Annotated in this window: 21 protein-coding genes and 1 pseudogene; 15 read left to right on the plus strand and 7 right to left on the minus strand. The window is 59.3% G+C overall.

The window, feature by feature from the left end:
• Positions 1 to 35: 35 nt before the first annotated feature.
• Positions 36 to 2,183 carry a methyl-accepting chemotaxis protein gene (locus tag ACA048_RS10040; protein WP_497628971.1) on the minus strand — a complete coding sequence of 716 codons (2,148 nt, stop codon included), beginning with the start codon at positions 2,181 to 2,183 and terminating at the stop codon, positions 36 to 38.
• Positions 2,184 to 2,556: 373 nt separating this feature from the next.
• Between ACA048_RS10040 and ACA048_RS10045 the strand changes: the two genes are divergently transcribed.
• Positions 2,557 to 3,873, plus strand: a complete 1,317-nt coding sequence (locus tag ACA048_RS10045; RefSeq protein WP_497629837.1) for a Na+/H+ antiporter family protein — start codon at positions 2,557 to 2,559, stop codon at positions 3,871 to 3,873.
• 117 nt (positions 3,874 to 3,990) lie between these two features.
• Positions 3,991 to 5,322, plus strand: a pseudogene (locus ACA048_RS10050) (methyl-accepting chemotaxis protein); the annotation flags it as partial.
• A gap of 147 nt (positions 5,323 to 5,469) precedes the next feature.
• On the opposite strand, the gene ACA048_RS10055 reads toward ACA048_RS10050, so the two are convergent.
• On the minus strand, positions 5,470 to 5,727 hold the full coding sequence (locus ACA048_RS10055) for a short-chain dehydrogenase (protein WP_497628972.1): 258 nt from the start codon (positions 5,725 to 5,727) through the stop codon (positions 5,470 to 5,472).
• A gap of 8 nt (positions 5,728 to 5,735) precedes the next feature.
• A complete protein-coding gene (locus ACA048_RS10060; protein ID WP_497628973.1) occupies positions 5,736 to 6,020 on the minus strand; it encodes a DUF3077 domain-containing protein in 285 nt (94 codons plus the stop codon).
• A 386-nt stretch (positions 6,021 to 6,406) separates the two neighbouring features.
• On the opposite strand from ACA048_RS10060, the gene ACA048_RS10065 reads away from it, so the two are divergent.
• The 3 genes from ACA048_RS10065 to ACA048_RS10075 all read left to right on the plus strand — a co-directional run bounded on the left by ACA048_RS10065 (position 6,407) and on the right by ACA048_RS10075 (position 8,062).
• Positions 6,407 to 6,787 carry a PAAR domain-containing protein gene (locus ACA048_RS10065; RefSeq protein ID WP_497628974.1) on the plus strand — a complete coding sequence of 127 codons (381 nt, stop codon included), beginning with the start codon at positions 6,407 to 6,409 and terminating at the stop codon, positions 6,785 to 6,787.
• Between the two features lie 287 nt (positions 6,788 to 7,074).
• Positions 7,075 to 7,611: a hypothetical protein gene (locus ACA048_RS10070; RefSeq protein ID WP_497628975.1), complete on the plus strand. Its 537-nt coding sequence runs from the start codon at positions 7,075 to 7,077 to the stop codon at positions 7,609 to 7,611.
• 91 nt (positions 7,612 to 7,702) lie between these two features.
• Positions 7,703 to 8,062: a hypothetical protein gene (locus tag ACA048_RS10075; protein WP_497628976.1), complete on the plus strand. Its 360-nt coding sequence runs from the start codon at positions 7,703 to 7,705 to the stop codon at positions 8,060 to 8,062.
• A 24-nt stretch (positions 8,063 to 8,086) separates the two neighbouring features.
• Here ACA048_RS10075 and ACA048_RS10080 read toward each other — a convergent pair whose 3' ends face one another.
• Entirely contained in the window at positions 8,087 to 9,022 is a 936-nt protein-coding gene (locus ACA048_RS10080) for a LysR family transcriptional regulator (RefSeq protein ID WP_497628977.1), read from the minus strand.
• Between the two features lie 270 nt (positions 9,023 to 9,292).
• On the opposite strand from ACA048_RS10080, the gene ACA048_RS10085 reads away from it, so the two are divergent.
• The 3 genes from ACA048_RS10085 (at position 9,293) to ACA048_RS10095 (ending at position 10,473) form a co-directional block, all read left to right on the plus strand.
• Positions 9,293 to 9,778: a DMT family transporter gene (locus tag ACA048_RS10085; protein WP_497628978.1), complete on the plus strand. Its 486-nt coding sequence runs from the start codon at positions 9,293 to 9,295 to the stop codon at positions 9,776 to 9,778.
• A 2-nt stretch (positions 9,779 to 9,780) separates the two neighbouring features.
• Positions 9,781 to 10,233, plus strand: coding sequence for a DMT family transporter (locus tag ACA048_RS10090; protein WP_497628979.1), 453 nt, complete (start codon positions 9,781 to 9,783; stop codon positions 10,231 to 10,233).
• Between the two features lie 72 nt (positions 10,234 to 10,305).
• Entirely contained in the window at positions 10,306 to 10,473 is a 168-nt protein-coding gene (locus ACA048_RS10095; protein WP_081744005.1) for a metallothionein, read from the plus strand.
• Positions 10,474 to 10,540: 67 nt separating this feature from the next.
• On the opposite strand, the gene ACA048_RS10100 is transcribed toward ACA048_RS10095, so the two are convergent.
• Positions 10,541 to 10,768: a DUF6555 family protein gene (locus ACA048_RS10100; protein ID WP_497628980.1), complete on the minus strand. Its 228-nt coding sequence runs from the start codon at positions 10,766 to 10,768 to the stop codon at positions 10,541 to 10,543.
• 146 nt (positions 10,769 to 10,914) lie between these two features.
• Here ACA048_RS10100 and ACA048_RS10105 point away from each other — a divergent pair, with 146 nt between their 5' ends.
• The 5 genes from ACA048_RS10105 to mnmH all read left to right on the plus strand — a co-directional run bounded on the left by ACA048_RS10105 (position 10,915) and on the right by mnmH (position 15,205).
• Positions 10,915 to 11,694 carry an AraC family transcriptional regulator gene (locus ACA048_RS10105; protein ID WP_497628981.1) on the plus strand — a complete coding sequence of 260 codons (780 nt, stop codon included), beginning with the start codon at positions 10,915 to 10,917 and terminating at the stop codon, positions 11,692 to 11,694.
• Positions 11,695 to 11,790: 96 nt separating this feature from the next.
• Entirely contained in the window at positions 11,791 to 11,964 is a 174-nt protein-coding gene (locus ACA048_RS10110) for a DUF1427 family protein (protein WP_497628982.1), read from the plus strand.
• A gap of 28 nt (positions 11,965 to 11,992) precedes the next feature.
• Positions 11,993 to 12,949, plus strand: coding sequence for a quinone oxidoreductase family protein (locus ACA048_RS10115; protein ID WP_497628983.1), 957 nt, complete (start codon positions 11,993 to 11,995; stop codon positions 12,947 to 12,949).
• 118 nt (positions 12,950 to 13,067) lie between these two features.
• Positions 13,068 to 14,102: a selenide, water dikinase SelD gene (selD, locus tag ACA048_RS10120; RefSeq protein ID WP_497628984.1), complete on the plus strand. Its 1,035-nt coding sequence runs from the start codon at positions 13,068 to 13,070 to the stop codon at positions 14,100 to 14,102.
• Positions 14,102 to 15,205, plus strand: coding sequence for a tRNA 2-selenouridine(34) synthase MnmH (mnmH, locus tag ACA048_RS10125; RefSeq protein WP_497628985.1), 1,104 nt, complete (start codon positions 14,102 to 14,104; stop codon positions 15,203 to 15,205). Before selD ends, mnmH begins: the two co-directional genes overlap by 1 nt.
• Positions 15,206 to 15,269: 64 nt before the next feature.
• Here the strand turns inward: mnmH and ACA048_RS10130 are convergent, their stop codons facing one another.
• Both ACA048_RS10130 and ACA048_RS10135 read right to left on the minus strand, forming a co-directional pair.
• On the minus strand, positions 15,270 to 16,325 hold the full coding sequence (locus ACA048_RS10130; RefSeq protein ID WP_497628986.1) for a permease: 1,056 nt from the start codon (positions 16,323 to 16,325) through the stop codon (positions 15,270 to 15,272).
• A 91-nt stretch (positions 16,326 to 16,416) separates the two neighbouring features.
• Positions 16,417 to 17,091, minus strand: a complete 675-nt coding sequence (locus ACA048_RS10135) for a histidine phosphatase family protein (protein WP_497628987.1) — start codon at positions 17,089 to 17,091, stop codon at positions 16,417 to 16,419.
• A gap of 364 nt (positions 17,092 to 17,455) precedes the next feature.
• On the opposite strand from ACA048_RS10135, the gene ACA048_RS10140 reads away from it, so the two are divergent.
• Positions 17,456 to 18,154, plus strand: coding sequence for a glutathione binding-like protein (locus tag ACA048_RS10140; protein WP_497628988.1), 699 nt, complete (start codon positions 17,456 to 17,458; stop codon positions 18,152 to 18,154).
• 24 nt (positions 18,155 to 18,178) lie between these two features.
• Entirely contained in the window at positions 18,179 to 19,021 is an 843-nt protein-coding gene (locus tag ACA048_RS10145) for a PhzF family phenazine biosynthesis protein (RefSeq protein ID WP_497628989.1), read from the plus strand.
• Positions 19,022 to 19,155 lie beyond the last annotated feature (134 nt).

Genomic DNA, 19,155 nt, shown 5'->3' on the forward strand with positions numbered 1-19,155 from the left:
CCACATTTTGATCTTCAGCAGACGCAATAACCGGGTCAGACCCGGAACTGATCCATCAGACTCTGCTGCTGATTCGCCAGGCTGTTCAGCGACTGGCTCACCCGCGCCGATTCATTCGCCTGCCCCGACAACGACTCGGTCACGTCGCGAATCGTCGCCACGTTGTTGTTGATCTCTTCAGCTACCGCGCTCTGTTCTTCCGCCGCTGAAGCAATCTGCAAGTTCATGTCGCTGATCACCGTCACCGCATCGCCGATCTGGCGCAGCGCGGTCACGGCCTGGCTGACCTGCTCGACACTGCCCTGAGCCTGCCGATGGCTGTTGTTCATCGAACCGACCACGTCCTGGGTGCCGCTCTGCAATTGCTCGATCACCAGACGGGTTTCTTCGACCGACTCTTGCGTACGTCGCGCGAGGTTGCGCACTTCATCGGCGACCACGGCAAAACCACGTCCGGCTTCACCGGCACGGGCCGCTTCGATGGCGGCGTTGAGTGCCAGCAGGTTGGTTTGATCGGCAATCGCGCGAATCACTTCCAGCACCGAACCGATTTTCTCGCTGTTCGCCGCCAGGCCTTCAACTTGCACCATGGCCGCGCTCATGTCGGCGGCGAGGTGGTCGATGCTGGTGGTGGTCTGGTCGATCACGGTCAGCCCCCGACGCGTCGCCTGATCGGCATCCTTGGCCGCGTGAGCCGCTTGTGCGGCGCTGCGGGCAACGTCCTGAGCGGTGGCGCTCATTTCGTGGGACGCGGTGGCGACCTGATCGACCTGACGGTATTGCTGCTCCATGCCGGCGCTGGTCTGGGTGGCGATGGCAGACGACTGATCCGCGGTGTTGCGTGCGTCCTGCACCGAGCGTTTGACCTCGGCGATGATCGGTTGCAGTTTGTCGAGGAAGCGGTTGAACCAGCCGGCCAACTGGCCCAGTTCGTCCTTTTTGTCATAGGCCAGGCGCCGGGTCAGGTCGCCTTCGCCGCTGGCGATGTCTTCCAGCATGTGCGCCACGCCAAGGATCGGTCTGGTCACGCTGCGCGCCATGAGCCACACCAGTAACAGGCCGATCAACGCGGCCAGTACGCCGAGGCTGAGCTCGATCAGGGTGCCGGCGGTGTTGCTGTCGTCGAGTTGTTTTTTCAATACCTCGGCCGGGCCGACCAGGACTTTTTCCGGCACGTCGAGCAACACGCCCCAGGATTTACCCCCGGGAATCGGCTGGAACGGCGCCAGCACTTTCAACTGGTGATCGTTGTGCAGGCTTTCGGTTTTGCTGCTGCTGGCGAGCATACGGATCAGTTCGGCACCGTTGGCTTTGTCCACGGCGTCCAGGCGCTGGCTGAGTTTGCTGGCGTCGGCGCTGTAGCCGGCAAGCAGACCGACCGGGCTGAGGATGCTGACACTGGTCTGGCCGTCATAGAGTTTTTTGCTCGCGCCCTGACTCATGGCCTGCAGGCTGTTGAGGTTGATGTCTACCGACAGCGAGGCGATCACTTTGCCGTTAACCATCAGCGGGAACACGATGCTGGTCATCAGCACGTTCTGACCGTCGATCACGTAGAAGTACGGTTCGATCACGCACGGCTTGAGCGAGGTGCGCGGGCAAGTGAACCAGGCGTTGGCCGGTTCGCCGCTGGGGCCGGTGCTGGTGTCGGCCATGTCACTTTCCGGCAGCGCCATGGACGTGACCTTGCCCGGTGTCGCCTGCGACCAGTACAGGGCGAAACGGCCCTTGTCGTTGCTGCCCAGTTCCGCCTGGCCGGTAAACAATTCGTCCTTGCCGTCCAGGGCATTGGCTTCAAACACCAGCGACAGGCCGAGCAGTTCCGGGTTGGCTTGCAGCGCGGACTTGACCTGGCGGGTCAGGTCTTCACGCAGGTCGAAGGCATCCAGAAAGCGCTTTTCCGCCTGATCACGCAGGAACAACACCTGACGCGAAAAGCCATGGCCGTATTGATAGGCGTCCATGAACTGCTGACGAATCAGCAACGCCTGGTTTTCACCCTGGGATTCGATCCGCGCCTGGGCGGCTTCAGTGAGCATCTCCATGCTTGAGGCTTTCACCATCTCGGAGCTGAGCTCCATGCGGTACAGCGAAAGACCGACCAGCAGGGTCACGATGCCCGCCAGGCAAAGCCCGGCCAGCAGGGTGATTTTCCATTGAATGGAAAGTTGTCTGAGTGACATGGAGACGTCCTTTATTCGATAAATATCTGAGACTCTGCACTGTAACGGCCGCGAATCCGGTTTCTTTATCCCCGATTACTATTGGAAACCATCAATGTTGTGGCGAGGACCTTGCTCCCGCTGGGGGCGAAGCACCCCAAAACCTGCAAGGTTTGTCAGACACACCGCCTATACCGGATTTGCGACTGCTGCGCAGCCGAGCGGGAGCAAGGACTTCACAATCCGTTACACATCAGCCAGTCCCTGGCGCTTTGACACCGCGCCCACTCTGCGGCACAGTGCGCGCCCTCTAATAAAACCTATTCTCCACTCCGCTGGCGGCGCTTTGCAGACTGCCGGCTGAGCTCATTTCGCGTGCCTTGAGGTAACGATGATTAATGCTGTAATTGCTGCGGTCGGCATCATGCTGATCCTCAGCCTGTCCCGCGTGCACGTAGTGATCGCGCTGATTGTCGGTGCGCTGGTGGGTGGCCTGACTGGCGGCCTGGGCATCGACGCCACGCTTAAAGCCTTCAACAGCGGCCTAGGCGGTGGGGCAACGGTGGCGTTGTCTTATGCCTTGCTCGGGGCGTTCGCGGTGGCAATTGCCAAATCCGGGATGGCCCATGCCTTGGCGGACAAGGCCTTGGCGATGGTTGATCGCCAACACGCCAGCGGTGGCAGTCAAGTCAAATGGCTGTTGATCGGTTTGCTCTGGGTGGTGGCTATCGCTTCGCAGAACATTCTGCCGATACATATCGCGTTCATCCCGTTGCTGGTGCCGCCGCTTTTATACGTGCTGACCAAGCTGCAACTGGATCGCCGGTTGATTGCCTGCGTCATGACCTTCGGTTTGATCACCCCGTACATGTTCCTGCCGGTGGGTTTTGGCAACATCTTCCTCAACGAGATTCTGCTGGCCAACGTCGCTCGAAGCGGCGTGGACATCAGCGGCATCAACGTCACCCACGCCATGGGCATCCCGGCGCTGGGCATGGTGTTCGGCCTGGCGGTGGCATTTTTCAGCTACCGCAAGAAGCGCGTCTACGACCTGGAAAAAATCGAGCAAGTCGAACAGGTCGCGGTGCAGTACAACCCGCTGAGCCTGATGGTTGCCGGTGTGGCCATCGTGGCGGCCTTCGTTATTCAGTTGCTGCTGGACTCGATGATCATCGGTGCCTTGGTCGGGTTCCTGATTTTCTCGGTGTCGGGCATTGTGAAATGGCGTGAAACCGACGACCTGTTCACCGAAGGCATGAAGATGATGGCGATGATCGGTTTCATCATGATCGCCGCGTCCGGGTTTGCCGAAGTGATGAAAGCCACCGGTCAGGTTCAGACGCTGGTGGAGTCCTCGGCCTCGTGGATCAACCACAGCAAAGGCATCGGCGCACTGTTGATGTTGCTGGTGGGCTTGCTGGTGACCATGGGCATTGGTTCGTCGTTCTCCACCGTGCCGATCCTGGCGGCGATTTTCGTGCCGCTGTGCGTGCAGTTGGGTTTCAGCCCGCTGGCCATCGTCTGCATCGTCGGCACAGCCGGCGCCTTGGGCGACGCCGGTTCGCCAGCCTCCGACTCCACCCTCGGCCCGACCTCGGGTCTGAACATCGACGGCCAGCACCACCACATCTGGGACACCGTGGTTCCGACGTTCCTGCACTACAACCTGCCGCTGCTGGCGTTTGGCTGGGTGGCGGCGATGATTCTGTAACCACATCACCCCTGTGGGAGCGTGGCTTGCCCGCGATGGCGGTCTGTCTGATACATGGATGTTGGATGTGCCACCGCTATCGCGAGCAAGCTCGCTTGTATGTTTAGACTTGAAGGGGTGGGCCAGAGTTTCAAGGACAACCGCGATCCGAACGGCGTCTACGTCAACCGCGACCTGGTGAAAGTCGCCAAGGACGGGACTCACTACCTGCAATACAGCTCGCCACTGCCCGGCAACACCCAGGTGCTGGTGCCTAAACTCGGTTACACCGAATACCTGTCGAAGTGGGACATGGCCGTGGGTACGTCGGTCAACCTCGACGGCATCGAAGCGCAAGTCGCGCTGGTGGAAGCCAAGGTTCAGGAGCGCATGGAAGGCGTGGTGCTGAGTATCGTCGGGATTGCCGTGGTAGTGCTGTTGGTGATCGCGGCCGTCGGCATGCTGCTGGCCAACACCATCCTGCGCCCGCTGAACATGATGAAAGCCAACCTCGACGACATCGCGGCGGGCGAGGGCGACCTGACTCGTCGCCTGACCATCACCAGCCAGGACGAACTCGGTGAACTGGCCGGCTCGTTCAACCGCTTTGTCGATAAGATCCACAGCCTGGTGCGCCAGATCACCGAAATGACCACGCAACTGACCGGGCTGGTGAACCAGGTGTCCGATCAGGCCCAGCGTTCGGACCAGGCTATGGAACGTCAACGCCACGAAACCGATCAGGTCGCCACGGCGATCAACGAGATGTCGGCGGCGGCGCAGGAAGTGGCGAAAAGTGCACAAAACGCGGCAGTCGCAGCGCAGCAAACCGACGAAGAAGGTCAGGCAGCCAAGCGCGTGGTAGCGGGCAGCATCGTCAAGATTCATGCACTGGTGGACGACATCCGCAGCAGCGGCGTGTCGCTGGACAGCCTGCAAAAAGACGTGTCATCGATTGTCAGCGTCCTCGGCGTGATCCGTTCGATTGCCGATCAGACCAACCTGTTGGCGCTCAACGCTGCCATCGAAGCAGCGCGCGCCGGTGAGGCGGGTCGTGGTTTTGCGGTGGTGGCCGATGAAGTGCGGGCGCTGGCCAGTCGCACGCAGATCAGCACCCAGGAAATCCAGAGCATGATCGACCGTTTGCAGGCTGGCACCCAATCGGCGGTGGAAGCCATGCGCCGGTCCAGCGAAGCCGGTGACGGCACGTCCGCGCAGGCCAATGAGGCAGGCGCCTCGCTGGACACCATGGCCCAGCTGATCGGCACCATCAATTCGATGAATGCGCAAATCGCGAGCGCTGCGGAAGAGCAAACGGCAGTGGCCAAAGAGATCAACCGCAGCGTGCATCATATTGCGGTGGCCGTGGACAATGTGGCGGATGAAACCCAACTCGGCGCCCAGACGTCGCGCAGCCTGGCAGACCTCGGCCAGCGCCTCGGCAAACTGGTCGGCCAGTTCCGTATCTGACGCCACGCAAAACCTGTGGGAGCGAGCCTGCTCGCGAAGAGGCCGTCATGTTCAACATCGATGTTGAATGAAATACCGCTTTCGCGAGCAGGCTCGCTCCCACAGGTGAATGCTTTCAAATGCGGGTGGGAGTGAGCTTGCCCTGGGCTAAACCACCGCAGCCCGAATCTGTCGTCCCAACACATCCATCACATCACAACCATCGCGCAACAACATCGCCGCAGCCTTCGCCAATTGCTGCACATCAGCCCCTTTTGCCCGGGTTATGTCCAGACTCGCCAAGCTTTCCATCATCGGCGTCACAGTCAGAAATCGTGAGGCGGCATTGCTGTGCAAGACATCCAGCGGTGCCTGAGTGGAAACAAGTAAAACCGGAACATCACTCTCGTTGTTGGCAATCGGCATATGCGGGTTCATGCATCACCGCCTGATTTTGCCGCGTGCATGCCGTCGATGGAGGCTTGAACCAATGAGCGTGCGGTGCCGAGCATTTGCTGGCTGGCCCAGCGTAGCGACGCGCCATGTTCCGGCCGGGTGGCGGTAGGTGCTTGATGGGCGAGAGCTTCTGCGCAACTGAGGTAGACCGAGGCGTGTTCGAGGGCGTCGAGTAGCGGGATGCCGGGTTGAACGGCGAACAGGTGGTGGTCTACGTGATCGCAGGGGGCGAAAGGGGTGGAGTTTGTAGTTGCGTTGGTCATGGGTGGAACCTCTTGGAAGTCAGAGATCACCACTGCATCGCCGTCAAACGAATAGGTGGCAACTGTGTGCAGGTTGACGGACCGGTCCAAGTACCCGGCGCACTCGAAAGTGCCCCGCACACAGTCACCATTGAACTTTGCGTCGGGCACAAGTGCACGAGCAAGTTGGAGAACTATGCGCGCTTGGAATTACCGAGCCGTCAAACCCGGCCACGAATGAGTCGTGACAGCCGCGAGGATAGGGAGAGAGGGGAGGGTCGTCAACCGGAGGCAGGTCGGAAACAGCCGCTTTGCTTGTCGGTATTTTCCGGAACCGATAGCGGCGCGAAATCCTGGATCAGGATCATGTACTATTCGCGCTTCTCGATGTTCAAAGGAGAGAACTCATGGCAGGAAAGCCAGTAGCGCGACTTGGAGATCCAGGCAGTCACGGCGGAACAATTACCACCGGATCAAGCCCTATTTTTGTTAATTCCCTACCTATCGCCTTGGTAGGCGACACCTACTCATGCCCCCTACACGGTAGCAATCCCATAACGACGGGTGCTCCCCACGTTTTCGGCCTTGGAAAAGAAGTGGCACATGTTGGGTCGGAAACGGCATGCGGAGCCACGATCACAGCCGGCTCCCCCGATACATTTGTTGGCAACGCTGGTGCCAGTGGTGCCAGTAGCTTCTTTTCTCAATTTCTGAAAGAAAAAAGTATGTTGAGTTTCAACTGCTCAATGACAGAGAAGAGCCGATTGCCAATGAAGAGTTTGTGCTAACACTTCCTGATGGTGCCGTGGTTACGGGTGTTCTTGATGGAAACGGGTTTGTGCATGTTGCAAACGTACCCAGGGGAAGTTGCAGCATAAAATTTCCAAAACTTGAAGATACGGAACGTCTTTAATGGTTCAGCCTACAAAAACATCCGGCACAACAGAGGCAGCAAAAAATACGGGAGCACCAGGTAAAACTACCAAGACCAATCAATTGGTGGTGTCGGGTGCTTACATGGAGATTTTGGTCGGTGGTCCGTACACGCGCGATACAGAGGAGCATCTTTTCGGACATGCTGCTTTTACATGTCGTTGTGGGGAGTAAGGACATCACGTACGACTTCGGACGTTACGGGAAAACCTGGGGCACTTTTGATAGTGAGGGTGAAGGTGTACTGAATGTCTGGACGTCTTTCAAGGCGTACATTTCCGGAGAGAACAGCTTGGGACGGACGACTACGGGTTTTGTTTATTACTTGGATAAGGACAAGGCTGAAGCCGTCATTTCTCACTTCGACGGGGTCGTTGCTCAAAAGAAAGAACTAAGAAAAAAGACGACGACCACTGAACGTTTCGTTTTGCCTGGGAATTATCATCCGACTACAAATAACTGCACGACGGTGACTATTGAGGGTGCGAAAGTTTCAGGAGAAGCAAGTGTGCAGAATCCTTCTGAATATAATGAAATGAGAGGACTTTCTTGGGTGGAAAGGCAGGCGGCCCGCACTCAAAAGTCAACTCGGGACGGTATTTTTATGCCGGCAGACTTGCAGGCTATGCTCGAAGGGAATACCGGGGCACGTTATGACAAAAAGAACGTTTACAAGTAAATGCATTTTCTTTTGGGTGGCTGTATTGGCGCTCGTCAATGCGGCTGTATTAGCGTTTGTAGTATTTAATAATGTACTGAGGGTTCAAGACATGAAAATGATTAAAACGAAAGAGCCTCTTCTCATCGAAGGGCCAAGCGGTGATGAAAATTACTACGTGCTACCCCTCGGCACTACGCTGTATCACGACAAAAGCTTTCCCGAAGGACATGACCGTTATGTGGTTTATTTAAATCACAAGGGCGCTATAGCCCACGAAGAAGTGCCTATGAAGCCGGAATATGGTGGGTCTTTTATCGATCCGCTTTGGGTGTCGAATGTCGATGCAGACACGTTGAAAGAAATTTTTAAGCGCTTTCCTCTATCCAAGGAAGATGTCGCTGCAGCCGTAAAGGCCAACGAAATCAGCAAGGATGATCTGGCCGATATCATTCGTTCAATGCCGGAGTAATTGCATCCCGTGCAGGGCAGGTCGCTACGGTCTGTCCCAATACGGCACAGCCCCAAAGCATTCAACAAAGAAATCAATCACCGTCCTCACCTTCACCGACAACCGTCGGCTGCCCGGCCACAACACCGCAATCTGCTGCGGCTCAAGGCTGTTGGATACTTGAAAGTCCCCCAGCACCGGCACCAGCGTGCCTTCGCGCACCGCTTCACCGATCAGCCACGAAGGAAACATCACTAGCCCCAAACCTTGCTCCGCCGCTTGCACCAAGGTATCGGCGTGGTTGCCGGTGATTGGCCCTTTGACCGAGTAGGGCGTCCAGCCCTGCTGATCCTTGCGGAAAAACCAGCGTTGCTGACCGGTTGCGCCTTTGTAGGCCAGGCATTGATGTGCCGCCAGGTCTTCAGGACGTTGCGGCGTGCCGTGGCGTTCGAGGTAGGCCGGGCTGGCGGCGACTTGAAACCGATGCGGCGCTAGGATTCGCGCCTGCATGCTGGAGTCGTGCAGCGGGCCGATGCGAAACAGCAGGTCGGCGCCTTCTTGTAGCGGGTCGATGTAATGGTCGGTTTGCTGGATATCCAGTTGCAGCTTCGGATACCGCTCGCACAGTCGCCCCAGCCACGGTGTCAGGTGCCGTTGGCCGAACACCACCGGGGCGTTGATTCGCACCAGTCCGCTGGGTTCACTTTGCTGCTCCTGCAAGGCTTGCTCGGCTTCCTCCAGTTGCACCAGCACCAGTCGCGCATGATGGCCGAGCATGCGCCCGGCTTCGGTGGGCGTGACGGCGCGGGTGTGGCGGTAGAGCAATTGCTGGCTCAGGGCCTGTTCCATCAACTGGATCTGTCGTGAAATCGAAGAGGGTGCCAGACCTTCGCGCCGTGCCACTTCGGAAAAGCTGCCGTGGTCGAGCACGGCGACAAACAGCCGAAGTGCCTTGAATCCGAGTTCATTGAGGCCGTGCATGATTGTTCCTGTTGTGCGAGTTGCGCAAAAGTGTTGTCAGGATGCTCCCATTTATCGCAAAGCATCGCCAGTCGATAATGTGTTGCCTTTCTGCAGCCAGATGCCTGTAGAGCATCGCTAAACCTGTAGGAGCCGGCGGTGCGGCGATCCGACTTGCCCGCGATGACGGTCTGCCAGTCGACATCTTCAGCGTCTGATACACCGCCATCGCGGGCAAGCCCGGCTCCTACAAGGATTCACACCTCAACTGATTACGAGTAGGTCTTCCTTATGCAAGCTTCTTCAACCGACTTCGCGGTCACACCCGCGACCAAACCAACCCTGCGGCTGTTGCTGTTGCCGCTGGTGATCCTGGCCGGCATGGGCCTTTCCGTGGAGGCCGGTTTGCTCGGGCCGCTCGGGGGGCAAGTCGGGCATTTGTGGGCGACGTTGAGCATCTTCGGGGTCGGCTCGGCGATTCTGTTTTTGCTGCTGTTGTTCAGCGGCCCGCACCAAGGCCCGGCGTTGAACACGTTGCCGCGCTGGCAGTTGATCGGCGGGTTTCTCGGGCCGATCTATGTGGTGGTGCTGACCCTGGCCACGCCGCACATCGGTATTGCGATGACTATGATCGCGATCCTGTGCGGGCAGGTCGGCAAAAGCGTTTTGATCGACCACTTCGGCTGGTTCGGCACCAGCCGCAAAAAGGTCAACGGTGAACGTTGGCTGGCCTTGCTGCTGATTGTCGTGGCGCTTGTTCTGATTGCTCGGGGTTGAAGATGAATCTGATTATTTTGTTGGCCGTAATTGTCGCGGCCGGTGCGGTGTTGAGTGTGCAGGCAGCGATCAATGGCCGTCTGGGCGAAACGGTCGGTGTGTTGCGCAGCAGTTTGCTGACCTTCGTGGTGGGGGCGGTGGTCACCGGGCTGCTGATCCTGTTTTTCGAGCCGGCACAGACCATGAGCTTGCTGGACGTGCCGAAATGGCAGCTCAGTGGCGCGCTGTTCGGCGTGGTGTACATGATGGTCATGGTCGGCGCGGTGCCAAGGGTCGGGACGGCGGTGGCGACCGTCGCCGTGATCGTCGGGCAACTGGGCATGGGCATGCTGATCGACAATTTCGGCTGGCTGGGCAATCCGGCCATCGACTTGTCGAACAACCGGATCGTGGCGATGGTGTGCCTGGGGTTGGCGTTGGTGTTTATGTATCGCAGCAGCACCCGGCAGGCTTGAAACAAACTCCTACACTGGTAAGACGGGCCGCGTTCGCGGCACCCCGACGACCACACCCATGGAGTCCGACTCATGATCAGCAGTGACAGTATCTGCGATTGCCCAAAATGCTCGTGCAAACTGGGCGAGCATCCCATCGCGCGCCACGGCAAACACTATTGCTGCGAAGCCTGCGCCAAGCACCATGAACACGGCGAGGAATGCTCCAGCAAGGGCTGCAAGTGTGCTCACGAGAAGTAGTGCTAAAACCTGATCTTGTGGCGAGGGAGCAAGCTCCCTCGCCACAGGGTTTTTATGCGCTGCATCTTTAGCTTGCTGGTCGCCAGGTCACGTTCTCGACCCCGAATTTCTCCGCCATCGGTTTGCTGGTCTTTTGCACCTTTTCCCGGCCGAATCGGGGAATCCTCCCCACGCCGGCATCGCAACTCGCCCAATGCCACGCTTGTGCGTTGTCCATCTTTTCCAGGCGGATGATGAATGACTTGGGGGCGCCATGAAGGGTGTATTCAATGACGAAAAGTTTTGCGCTGTTCATAAAGCCCGTATTCCTCCCTGTGGTAATAGAAGGATCGTTGGGGTCGCGAAAAATTCACTCTGATTTTCAGGCAGTGGCGGCCAGTGGCGACAAGGCGTTCGGCTGGTTACCATGCAAGTCCTGAAAACCTCAATGATTGCTGCCCAATGGCCCTTGCCGCGCCTCCCGACCTGAGCGACACCGATGTGCCCGTGCAACCGCTGGCGCGCACCTATCCGCGCGGTCTGTTTATCGAACCGCACGAGCATGTCTGGGGTCAGTTGCTGTATGCGATGAGCGGGGTGATGTGGGTCGAAACGCCCCATGAGGCGCTGGTGGTGCCGCCGCAACGGGCGGTGTGGCTGCCACCGGGCGTACCGCATGGGATTCGCGTGGTCTCGGACTTGCAGATGCGCAACATCTACCTGAAGCCCTCCCTTGCGGCGACGCTGGACGACACGGTCCAGGTCATCGAAGTCGGCGGCTTGCTGCGAGAATTGATTATCGGGTTGGTGGCGCAGGGCGATGACGGCGCACCCGAGTATTACGAAGCGCTGGTCGGTCTGGCACTGTTGGAGCTTAGAAGAGCCAGGCGCTCTCTGTTAAAAATCCCGTTGCCGGATGATTCCGACCGACGCCTGATGAACCTGTGTCAGGCAGTCATGGCCGCGCCATCACTGGACATTCCCTTCGAACAACACGCGGAAAACGCCGGTGCCAGCGTGCGCACCCTGGCGCGGTTGTTCAAGGACGGTCTGGGCATGGGCTTCGCCGAGTGGCGGCGACAGGTGCAACTCGCGACGGCGGTGGCCGAGCTGATTCAGGGTGCGCCGGTCAGCACGATCGCTCGCGAGCTGGGCTATTCGCCGAGCAGCTTCAGTGACATGTTTCGCCGAGAGCTGGGCGTCGCGCCTTCGCAGTTCGCCGCGAGCCCGTCCCAAAGCTGAATGACGGCTTGGCCGAAAAGCAGAAGCACTTGGCCGATGCCCGGCGCGACCTCCCACTAGACTCTGGGCCTACCTTAAATGCCCACGGAGTCCGCCATGAGCTACCTCATCTCGCTGGTCATCGGTCTGTGCGTCGGTTTGCTCTACGGCGCACTGGATTTTCGTTCCCCCGCACCACCGGCCATCGCGCTGGTTGGGCTGCTCGGCATGCTGGCCGGCGAACAGTTGTGGCCTATGGGCCGGCAACTGGTGGCTGGCTGGATCTCTTGAACCGTTTATTTATTCATTGGAAACGCTCATGAAAGCATTGCAGTTCGACCAAACCGGCGACCTCTCGGCCTTGCGCTACGTTGACGTGCCCACCCCTGTTGCCGGCGCCGATGAAGTGCTGGTGCAGATCAAGGCCGCCGGCCTCAACCCCAGCGATGTGAAGAACGTGCTGGGACGTTTTCCCTACACCACGTTGCCACGGATCCCCGGTCGGGATTTTGCCGGTGTCGTGGTTGAGGGCCCGCGGGCGTTGATCGGCCAGGAAGTCTGGGGCACGGGGCGTGAGCTGGGGTTCTTTGCCGACGGCTCCCATGCGCAATTCGTCAAATTGCCGGCCAATGGCGTGGCGCTCAAACCGACCCATCTGAGTTTTGCCCAGGCCGCCAGCCTCGGTGTGCCCTACACCACGGCGTGGGACGCATTGGAGCGCAGCCTGGTGACAGCGCAAACGCGACTGTTGGTGATCGGCGGCGGGGCGGTTGGCAGTGCGGCGTTGGCGCTGGCCAAGGTACGCGGTGCTCAGGTGCTGGCGGCGGCGCGGCGACCGGAGCAGGTCAAGGAGTTGCAGGCTCAGGGCTATCAGGCGTTGCAGCTGGACAAGCCGGAAGACTTGGGCGCTCAGGTGAACGCTGTGTATGCCGGCGGCGCTGACGTGATCTTCGACACCACCGGGTTTTGGCTGCCGGCCTCGGTCCCGGCACTGGCAACCTTTGGCCGCATCGCGATCATCGCCGCGCCGGTGGACGGCATGGTGCAACTGCCGGCACTGGCGCTGTATCGCAAGGGTGGCTCGGTGGTGGGGATCAACTCGTTGCTGTACGGGGTTCAAGCGTGCGCGGCGATGCTTGATCAGTTTGGCCGGTTCTTCGATCAGGATTTGTTGCCGTTGCCCGAGGGTTTGTTTGAATCACCGTTGTCGGAAGGTCTGGAGCGGTATGCGCAAGTGAACCAAGGCAGCGGTGACAAAGTGATTCTGTTGCCATAACCGACATTGATGTTGGATGTGCCGGCCCCATCGCGAGCCTGCTCGCGAAGAGGCCTTCTCAGTCGACATCAAGGTCCTCTGCTAGAATCGGCCGCATTGACCCCATAAGGTGCACCCCATGAGCGAGCCGATTCGTCTGACCCAATACAGCCACGGCGCAGGTTGTGGCTGCAAGATTTCCCCTCAGGTGCTGGAGGTGATTCTGGCCGGTAGCGGGGCGCAGAACCTGGACCCGAAACTCTGGGTCGGCAATGCTTCTCGCGATGACGCGGCGGTGTACGCCATTGATGAAGAGCGCGGCGTGGTCTCGACCACAGACTTCTTTATGCCCATCGTCGACGACCCGTTCGATTTCGGCCGTATCGCTGCCACCAACGCCATCAGTGATATCTACGCCATGGGCGGCGATCCGCTGATGGCGATTGCGATCCTCGGCTGGCCGGTCAATGTGCTGGCGCCGGAAGTTGCCCGGGAAGTGATTCGCGGCGGACGTTCGGTCTGCGATGAGGCCGGGATTCCTCTGGCGGGTGGGCACTCGATCGATGCGCCGGAGCCGATCTTCGGCCTGGCGGTAACCGGGCTGGTGGAAAAGCGCCACATGAAGCGCAATGACACAGCCACGGCCGGTTGCCTGCTCTATCTGACCAAGCCGCTGGGCATCGGCATCCTCACCACCGCCGAGAAGAAAGGCAAGTTGCGCACTGCCGACATTGGCCTGGCCCGCGACTGGATGTGCACCCTGAACAAACCCGGCAGCCGTTTCGGCAAGCTCGATGGCGTGACCGCGATGACTGACGTCACCGGGTTTGGTCTGCTGGGGCATCTGGTGGAAATGGCCGACGGCAGCCACCTGACCGCCCGCATCGAATACAACCGCGTGCCGCGCCTGCCGGGTGTCGAGTACTACCTCGACCAAGGCTGCGTGCCGGGCGGAACGCTGCGCAACTTCGACAGCTACGCCAGCAAACTGGGACGGCTTCAGGAGCTGCACAAACGCGTGCTGTGCGATCCGCAGACCAGTGGTGGTTTGCTGATTGCGGTCACGCCCGAGGGCAATGAACGGTTCCTCTCGGTGGCGGCCGAGTTGGGCCTGACCCTTGAACCGATCGGTGAACTGGTTGAGCGACAGACACACGCGGTTGAGGTGTTTTGATGTCGATCGACTTCACCGATTACCGCGACATTTTTCTCAACGACCGGCCGATGATGGATGCCCGTGCGCCGGTGGAGTTTGCCAAGGGTTCATTCCCCGGCGTGGTCAACCTGCCGCTGATGAATGACAGCGAGCGCCAGCGCATCGGCACCTGCTACAAGCAGCAAGGTCAGCAGGCGGCCATTACGCTGGGGCATCAACTGGTGTCCGGCGACATCAAGGCTGAGCGCATCCAGGCCTGGGCCGATTTCGCCCGGGCGCACCCCGAGGGTTATTTGTATTGTTTTCGCGGCGGTTTGCGTTCGCAGATCGTCCAGCAATGGCTCAAGGACGAGGCCGGCATTGATTATCCCCGGGTCGGTGGCGGCTACAAGGCCATGCGCACGTTCTTGCTCGACACGCTCGATCAAGCGGTTACCCAGTGCGATTTTGTCCTGCTGGGAGGCATGACCGGCACCGGCAAGACCGAAGTGCTTACGCAGTTGAACAACGGAATCGACCTTGAAGGCCATGCCAATCATCGCGGTTCCAGCTTTGGCAAACACGCGACGGGGCAACCGACCAACATCGATTTTGAAAACCGTATGGCAGTGGATGTACTGAAGAAACGCGCCCACGGCATCGAGCAGTTTGTACTGGAAGACGAGAGCCGTGCAGTCGGCAGTTGCGCCTTGCCGTTGCCGCTGTATCAGGGCATGCAGCAGTTTCCGATGGTCTGGCTGGAAGACAGCCTTGAAGGGCGTGTCGAGAGGATTCTGCGCGACTACGTGGTGGACCTGTGTGCCGAATTCATTGGTGTACATGGCGAGGAAGGGTTTGCGCGGTTTTCCGAGCGCTTGCTGGAAAGCCTGAACAACGTTCAGAAGCGTCTGGGTGGTGAGCGCCATCGGCGGATGCTGATCTTGATGGAAGAAGCCTTGGCGGAGCAGGGCCGAAGCGGTGCGGTGGGCTTGCACCGGGGATGGATCGAAGGGCTGCTTCGCGAGTATTACGACCCGATGTATGCGTTTCAGCGGGAGAAGAAAGGGGCGCGGATTGAGTTTGCCGGGGAGAAGGATGCGGTCCTTGAATACCTGCGGTCGCGGGTCAGTCAGCGAGGGTGAGGTGGTCCTGGCGGGCCCTTTCGCGGGCTTGCCCGCGAAGCGGCCCTTGCAGTCGCTACAAATCTTAGAGAAGAGCAGCCCCGACCAACCCACTCACCACACCAACCCCCATGGTCATCAGCGCCACGCTCACCAGCACCCGAGTATTGAAATCCTTGCGCAGCATCAGCAGCGACGGCAGGCTGATACTCGGCAGGGTCATCAGCAACGCCACGGCTGGGGCTGTGCCCATGCCCAGGGTCATCATGGTTTGCACGATCGGGATTTCCGCGGCGGTAGGAATCACAAACAGCGTACCGATGATCGCCAGCGGCACCAGCCACAGCAAGCCGTTGGCCATGGCCCCGTCAATATGCGGAAACACCCAGACCCGCACCGCGCCCAGCACCAGAACCGCCAGGATGTAGATCGGGATGGTGCTCCAGAACAATTGCCACAGGGTTTTGGCCCAGCGCGTCAGGAACGGTTGGGTCTCCTTTTCACTGACTTCGACCACCGCCTCGACGGCGGCTTCAGGCAAGGTTTCCGGACCGGAGATACGCTGAGCGACCATCGACACCCCGAACACCAGCACAATCCCCGCGACCAGGCGCAACGCCGTGAACCCCCAGCCCAGCACGAACCCCATGAACACCAACGTCGCCGGGTTGAGCACCGGGTTGCCAATCCAGAAGGCCAGCGCCGCACCGACCGAGACATTCGAGCGACGCATGCTGGCGGCCACCGGGGCGGCGCAGCACGAGCACATCATCCCCGGCAGGGCGAACAGGCCGCCGCGCAAAGTCGAAGCGAAGCTGGCGCGACCGAAAAGCCGCAGCAGCCAGTCTCTTGGAATCAGCACTTGCAGGAGGGAACCGAGAATCACCGCCAGTACCGCCGCTTTCCAGATCGCCAGGAAATACACCTTGGCGTACGTCAGGGCGGCGGCCAGCGGGGCGGTCTGTTCGTCATTGAGGATGGAGGCACCGATGCTGTGGTTGTCAGCGGCGATGAAGGCTTTCAGGTAGTAGGGCGACCACTTGACGTAATAGAGGCCGATACAGGCGACCAGGACGAACAGGGCCGGTTTCCACCAGAACGACCAACCCCTGGCGGGGACAGCTGCGGAAGAGAGTGACATGGAAGGTATCCAGGCAAGGGAGAGATGGACACATGATAGCCCGCCCCTGGACTGCCGTGGTCCTGACCGCTTGTGGGATGTTGCCGACCGCTTAGGTCGGACAAGTCTGCGATCCGTTATCCAGCCCTTGCTTGTAACTGTGACTGACGAGGCTGGCCTTGCCATTGCGCCAGGTCAGGGTCAGCACGTACACCGAGTCGTAGTCGCTGGACTCCCAGTCCTCGGTGATGCTCTGTTTCTTGCCGACGGCATCTCCAGCGACCTTGTTGATCAACTCTGGCAGGTAGCCATGGGACCAGGCGGTATAAATGACGGAGTCGTGGTACTTGTCCTGCAGCAATTCGTCCGCCAGGTCGCCGGTGTCGTTGGCCGAGAAGTTGATGTTCACCGGCAAACCGAGCTTGATCGCGCTGGGGCTGATGGTCATCAGGGGACGGATGTAGCTGTAGGAATTGTCCAGTTCGCCTTCCTCGACATTGCGCGTCGGGTTGGCGGCAAACACGTAGTTGGCCTTGCCGAATTTTTCCGGCAACAAGGTGGCCAGGTTGATGGCGCGATTGAGGCCCTGGCAATTGAGCTGGCCCAGACCGCCGGCAGGTTTTTCCGCGTGACGCAGGAACACCAGTGTCTGAGTGCCGTTTGCCTGTTGGGCGCGGCTTTCGCGGGACTCCAGCGTTACAAACAATGCGCTCGCCACCAGCACCGCCGGCAGAAGTACATACGCATTGTGCTTGAAGCGTTTAGCGAATCTCAAAAGGTTGGTCATTGGTGATCTTCAGCGCATTAGTTAAGGCTGACAAACCTTTACACCACAAGCTCCCGCTTCGGGTGTTTTCCATGTCGTTGAGCCGGTCCGTGTCCGAAAGGGCATTGCTCAGAGTCCTCTGAAGCCCAATTGGTTCGCGTCCGACGAGTGCGCAGCACTGTATCGACAACCTTGAACGGCTTGCAGCCCAGGTTATCGACAAAATGTTGCGATTTTGTGGACACATTACACCTTAAGGCTCTGGCAAAGGCTGAGATCTATTGATCGTGTTCATCAGTGGTTTCGATAACCCCCAAAGATAGCAACCTGAAACCGGCGATCCTGGATTATGCTCAAGCCTTTCTTTTGGCGATGGATGCTCCCGATGACCGATCTGTCTACGTTCCCGATTACCCAAAAATGGCCGGCTCAATATCCCGACTGGATCCAGCTTTACTCCTTGCCGACCCCCAATGGCGTCAAGGTGTCGATCATGCTTGAAGAGATCGGACTGCCCTACGAATCGCATCGGGTAGGCTTCGACACCAATGACCAGATGTCGCCCGAATTTCTGTCACTGAACCCCAACAACAAAATCCCGGCGATCCTCGACCCCCACGGTCCAGACGACAAACCCCTGCCGTTGTTCGAGTCCGGGGCGATTCTGATTTACCTCGCCGACAAGAGCGGGCAACTGCTGGCTCAGGAATCGGCAGCGCGTTACGAGACGATTCAATGGCTGATGTTTCAGATGGGTGGCATCGGGCCGATGTTTGGCCAGCTCGGTTTTTTCAACAAATTTGCCGGCAAGGACTATGAGGACAAACGGCCCCGCGACCGTTACGTCGATGAAAGTAAACGTTTGTTAAAGGTTTTGGATGGACGCCTTGAAGGGCGCGACTGGATCATGGGCGAGCGCTACACCATCGCCGACATCGCGACGTTCCCGTGGGTGCGTAACCTGATCGGCTTCTATGAGGCCGGCGATCTGGTGGGCATCAAGGACTTCAAGAACGTCACGCGCGTGCTGGAGCGCTTCCTGGCGCGACCGGCGGTGATGCGCGGGCTGGAAATTCCTAAATAGATTGCTTCACGAACAAGGACGACCATGCATTCATTTGATTTCAAGCAAGTAGATGTCTTCAGTCGCGTCGCCCTCAAGGGCAATCCATTGGCGGTGGTGTTCGACGCGGACGAACTCAGTGACGAACGCATGGCCGCGTTCGCCACCTGGACCAACCTCAGTGAAACCACGTTTGTGCTGGAACCGCGCGATCCGCGCGCCGACTACCGCGTGCGGATCTTCACCACCCTGAATGAATTGCCGTTCGCCGGTCATCCGACGTTGGGCACCTGCCATGCATGGCTTGAGGCGGGTGGTGTGCCCAAGGGCGAGGAGATCATTCAGGAGTGCGGCGTCGGGCTGGTGCGGGTTCGTCGACAAGGTGCGGAACTGGCCTTTCTCGCGCCGCCCCTGATCAACGCCGGGCCGGTGGACGCCGAGTTGGCGGAGCGCGTGCGACGCGGGCTTGGCCTGGAAGTGGGCGCGATTGTCCGGGCGCAGTGGGTTGATAACGGTGCTGGCTGGTTGGCGGTCATGGTCGCGGACCGCCAGCAGGTGCTGGAATTGCAACCGGATCATTCGCAGATGCTTGGCCTGGCGGTCGGCGTGATCGCTCCATGGAACGCTGAGCGTGATGGCAATGACGCGCAGTTCGAAGTACGGGCCTTCATCTCCGGTGACGGCATGCCGGAAGACCCGGCCACCGGCAGTTTGAACGCCGGGATTGCGCAGTGGTTGCTCGCTGAGGGGCTGGCGCCAGCGTCCTATGTGGTCAGCCAGGGCTTGACGATGGGGCGGGCGGGGCGAATTCAGGTGGATCAAGTGGGCGATGAAATCTGGATTGGTGGCTCAGTGGTGACCTGCATCAGCGGCACCCTGACGCTTTAAGCCTGTGTGAGATCTAAACCTGTGGGATGCGGGGATTATTGCCGAGCCGGTAACGGTTTTTTCTACGCTTGAGGTTTGTGCCTTACGCCTTGCAGGGCATAAGCTTCGCCCCCTACGACGTTCGTCTTGTCCTC

This window comes from Pseudomonas sp. LBUM1659, from assembly GCF_059716045.1.

Coding starts and splice junctions, on each gene's coding strand:
- ACA048_RS10040 (WP_497628971.1), bottom strand. CDS start 2,183: ATGTCACTCAGACAACTTTCCATTCAATGGAAAATCACCCTGCTGGCC.
- ACA048_RS10055 (WP_497628972.1), bottom strand. CDS start 5,727: ATGCCGATTGCCAACAACGAGAGTGATGTTCCGGTTTTACTTGTTTCC.
- ACA048_RS10060 (WP_497628973.1), bottom strand. CDS start 6,020: ATGACCAACGCAACTACAAACTCCACCCCTTTCGCCCCCTGCGATCAC.
- ACA048_RS10065 (WP_497628974.1), top strand. CDS start 6,407: ATGGCAGGAAAGCCAGTAGCGCGACTTGGAGATCCAGGCAGTCACGGC.
- ACA048_RS10070 (WP_497628975.1), top strand. CDS start 7,075: ATGCTGCTTTTACATGTCGTTGTGGGGAGTAAGGACATCACGTACGAC.
- ACA048_RS10075 (WP_497628976.1), top strand. CDS start 7,703: ATGAAAATGATTAAAACGAAAGAGCCTCTTCTCATCGAAGGGCCAAGC.
- ACA048_RS10080 (WP_497628977.1), bottom strand. CDS start 9,022: ATGCACGGCCTCAATGAACTCGGATTCAAGGCACTTCGGCTGTTTGTC.
- ACA048_RS10085 (WP_497628978.1), top strand. CDS start 9,293: ATGCAAGCTTCTTCAACCGACTTCGCGGTCACACCCGCGACCAAACCA.
- ACA048_RS10090 (WP_497628979.1), top strand. CDS start 9,781: ATGAATCTGATTATTTTGTTGGCCGTAATTGTCGCGGCCGGTGCGGTG.
- ACA048_RS10095 (WP_081744005.1), top strand. CDS start 10,306: ATGATCAGCAGTGACAGTATCTGCGATTGCCCAAAATGCTCGTGCAAA.
- ACA048_RS10100 (WP_497628980.1), bottom strand. CDS start 10,768: ATGAACAGCGCAAAACTTTTCGTCATTGAATACACCCTTCATGGCGCC.
- ACA048_RS10105 (WP_497628981.1), top strand. CDS start 10,915: ATGGCCCTTGCCGCGCCTCCCGACCTGAGCGACACCGATGTGCCCGTG.
- ACA048_RS10110 (WP_497628982.1), top strand. CDS start 11,791: ATGAGCTACCTCATCTCGCTGGTCATCGGTCTGTGCGTCGGTTTGCTC.
- ACA048_RS10115 (WP_497628983.1), top strand. CDS start 11,993: ATGAAAGCATTGCAGTTCGACCAAACCGGCGACCTCTCGGCCTTGCGC.
- selD (WP_497628984.1), top strand. CDS start 13,068: ATGAGCGAGCCGATTCGTCTGACCCAATACAGCCACGGCGCAGGTTGT.
- mnmH (WP_497628985.1), top strand. CDS start 14,102: ATGTCGATCGACTTCACCGATTACCGCGACATTTTTCTCAACGACCGG.
- ACA048_RS10130 (WP_497628986.1), bottom strand. CDS start 16,325: ATGTCACTCTCTTCCGCAGCTGTCCCCGCCAGGGGTTGGTCGTTCTGG.
- ACA048_RS10135 (WP_497628987.1), bottom strand. CDS start 17,091: ATGACCAACCTTTTGAGATTCGCTAAACGCTTCAAGCACAATGCGTAT.
- ACA048_RS10140 (WP_497628988.1), top strand. CDS start 17,456: ATGACCGATCTGTCTACGTTCCCGATTACCCAAAAATGGCCGGCTCAA.
- ACA048_RS10145 (WP_497628989.1), top strand. CDS start 18,179: ATGCATTCATTTGATTTCAAGCAAGTAGATGTCTTCAGTCGCGTCGCC.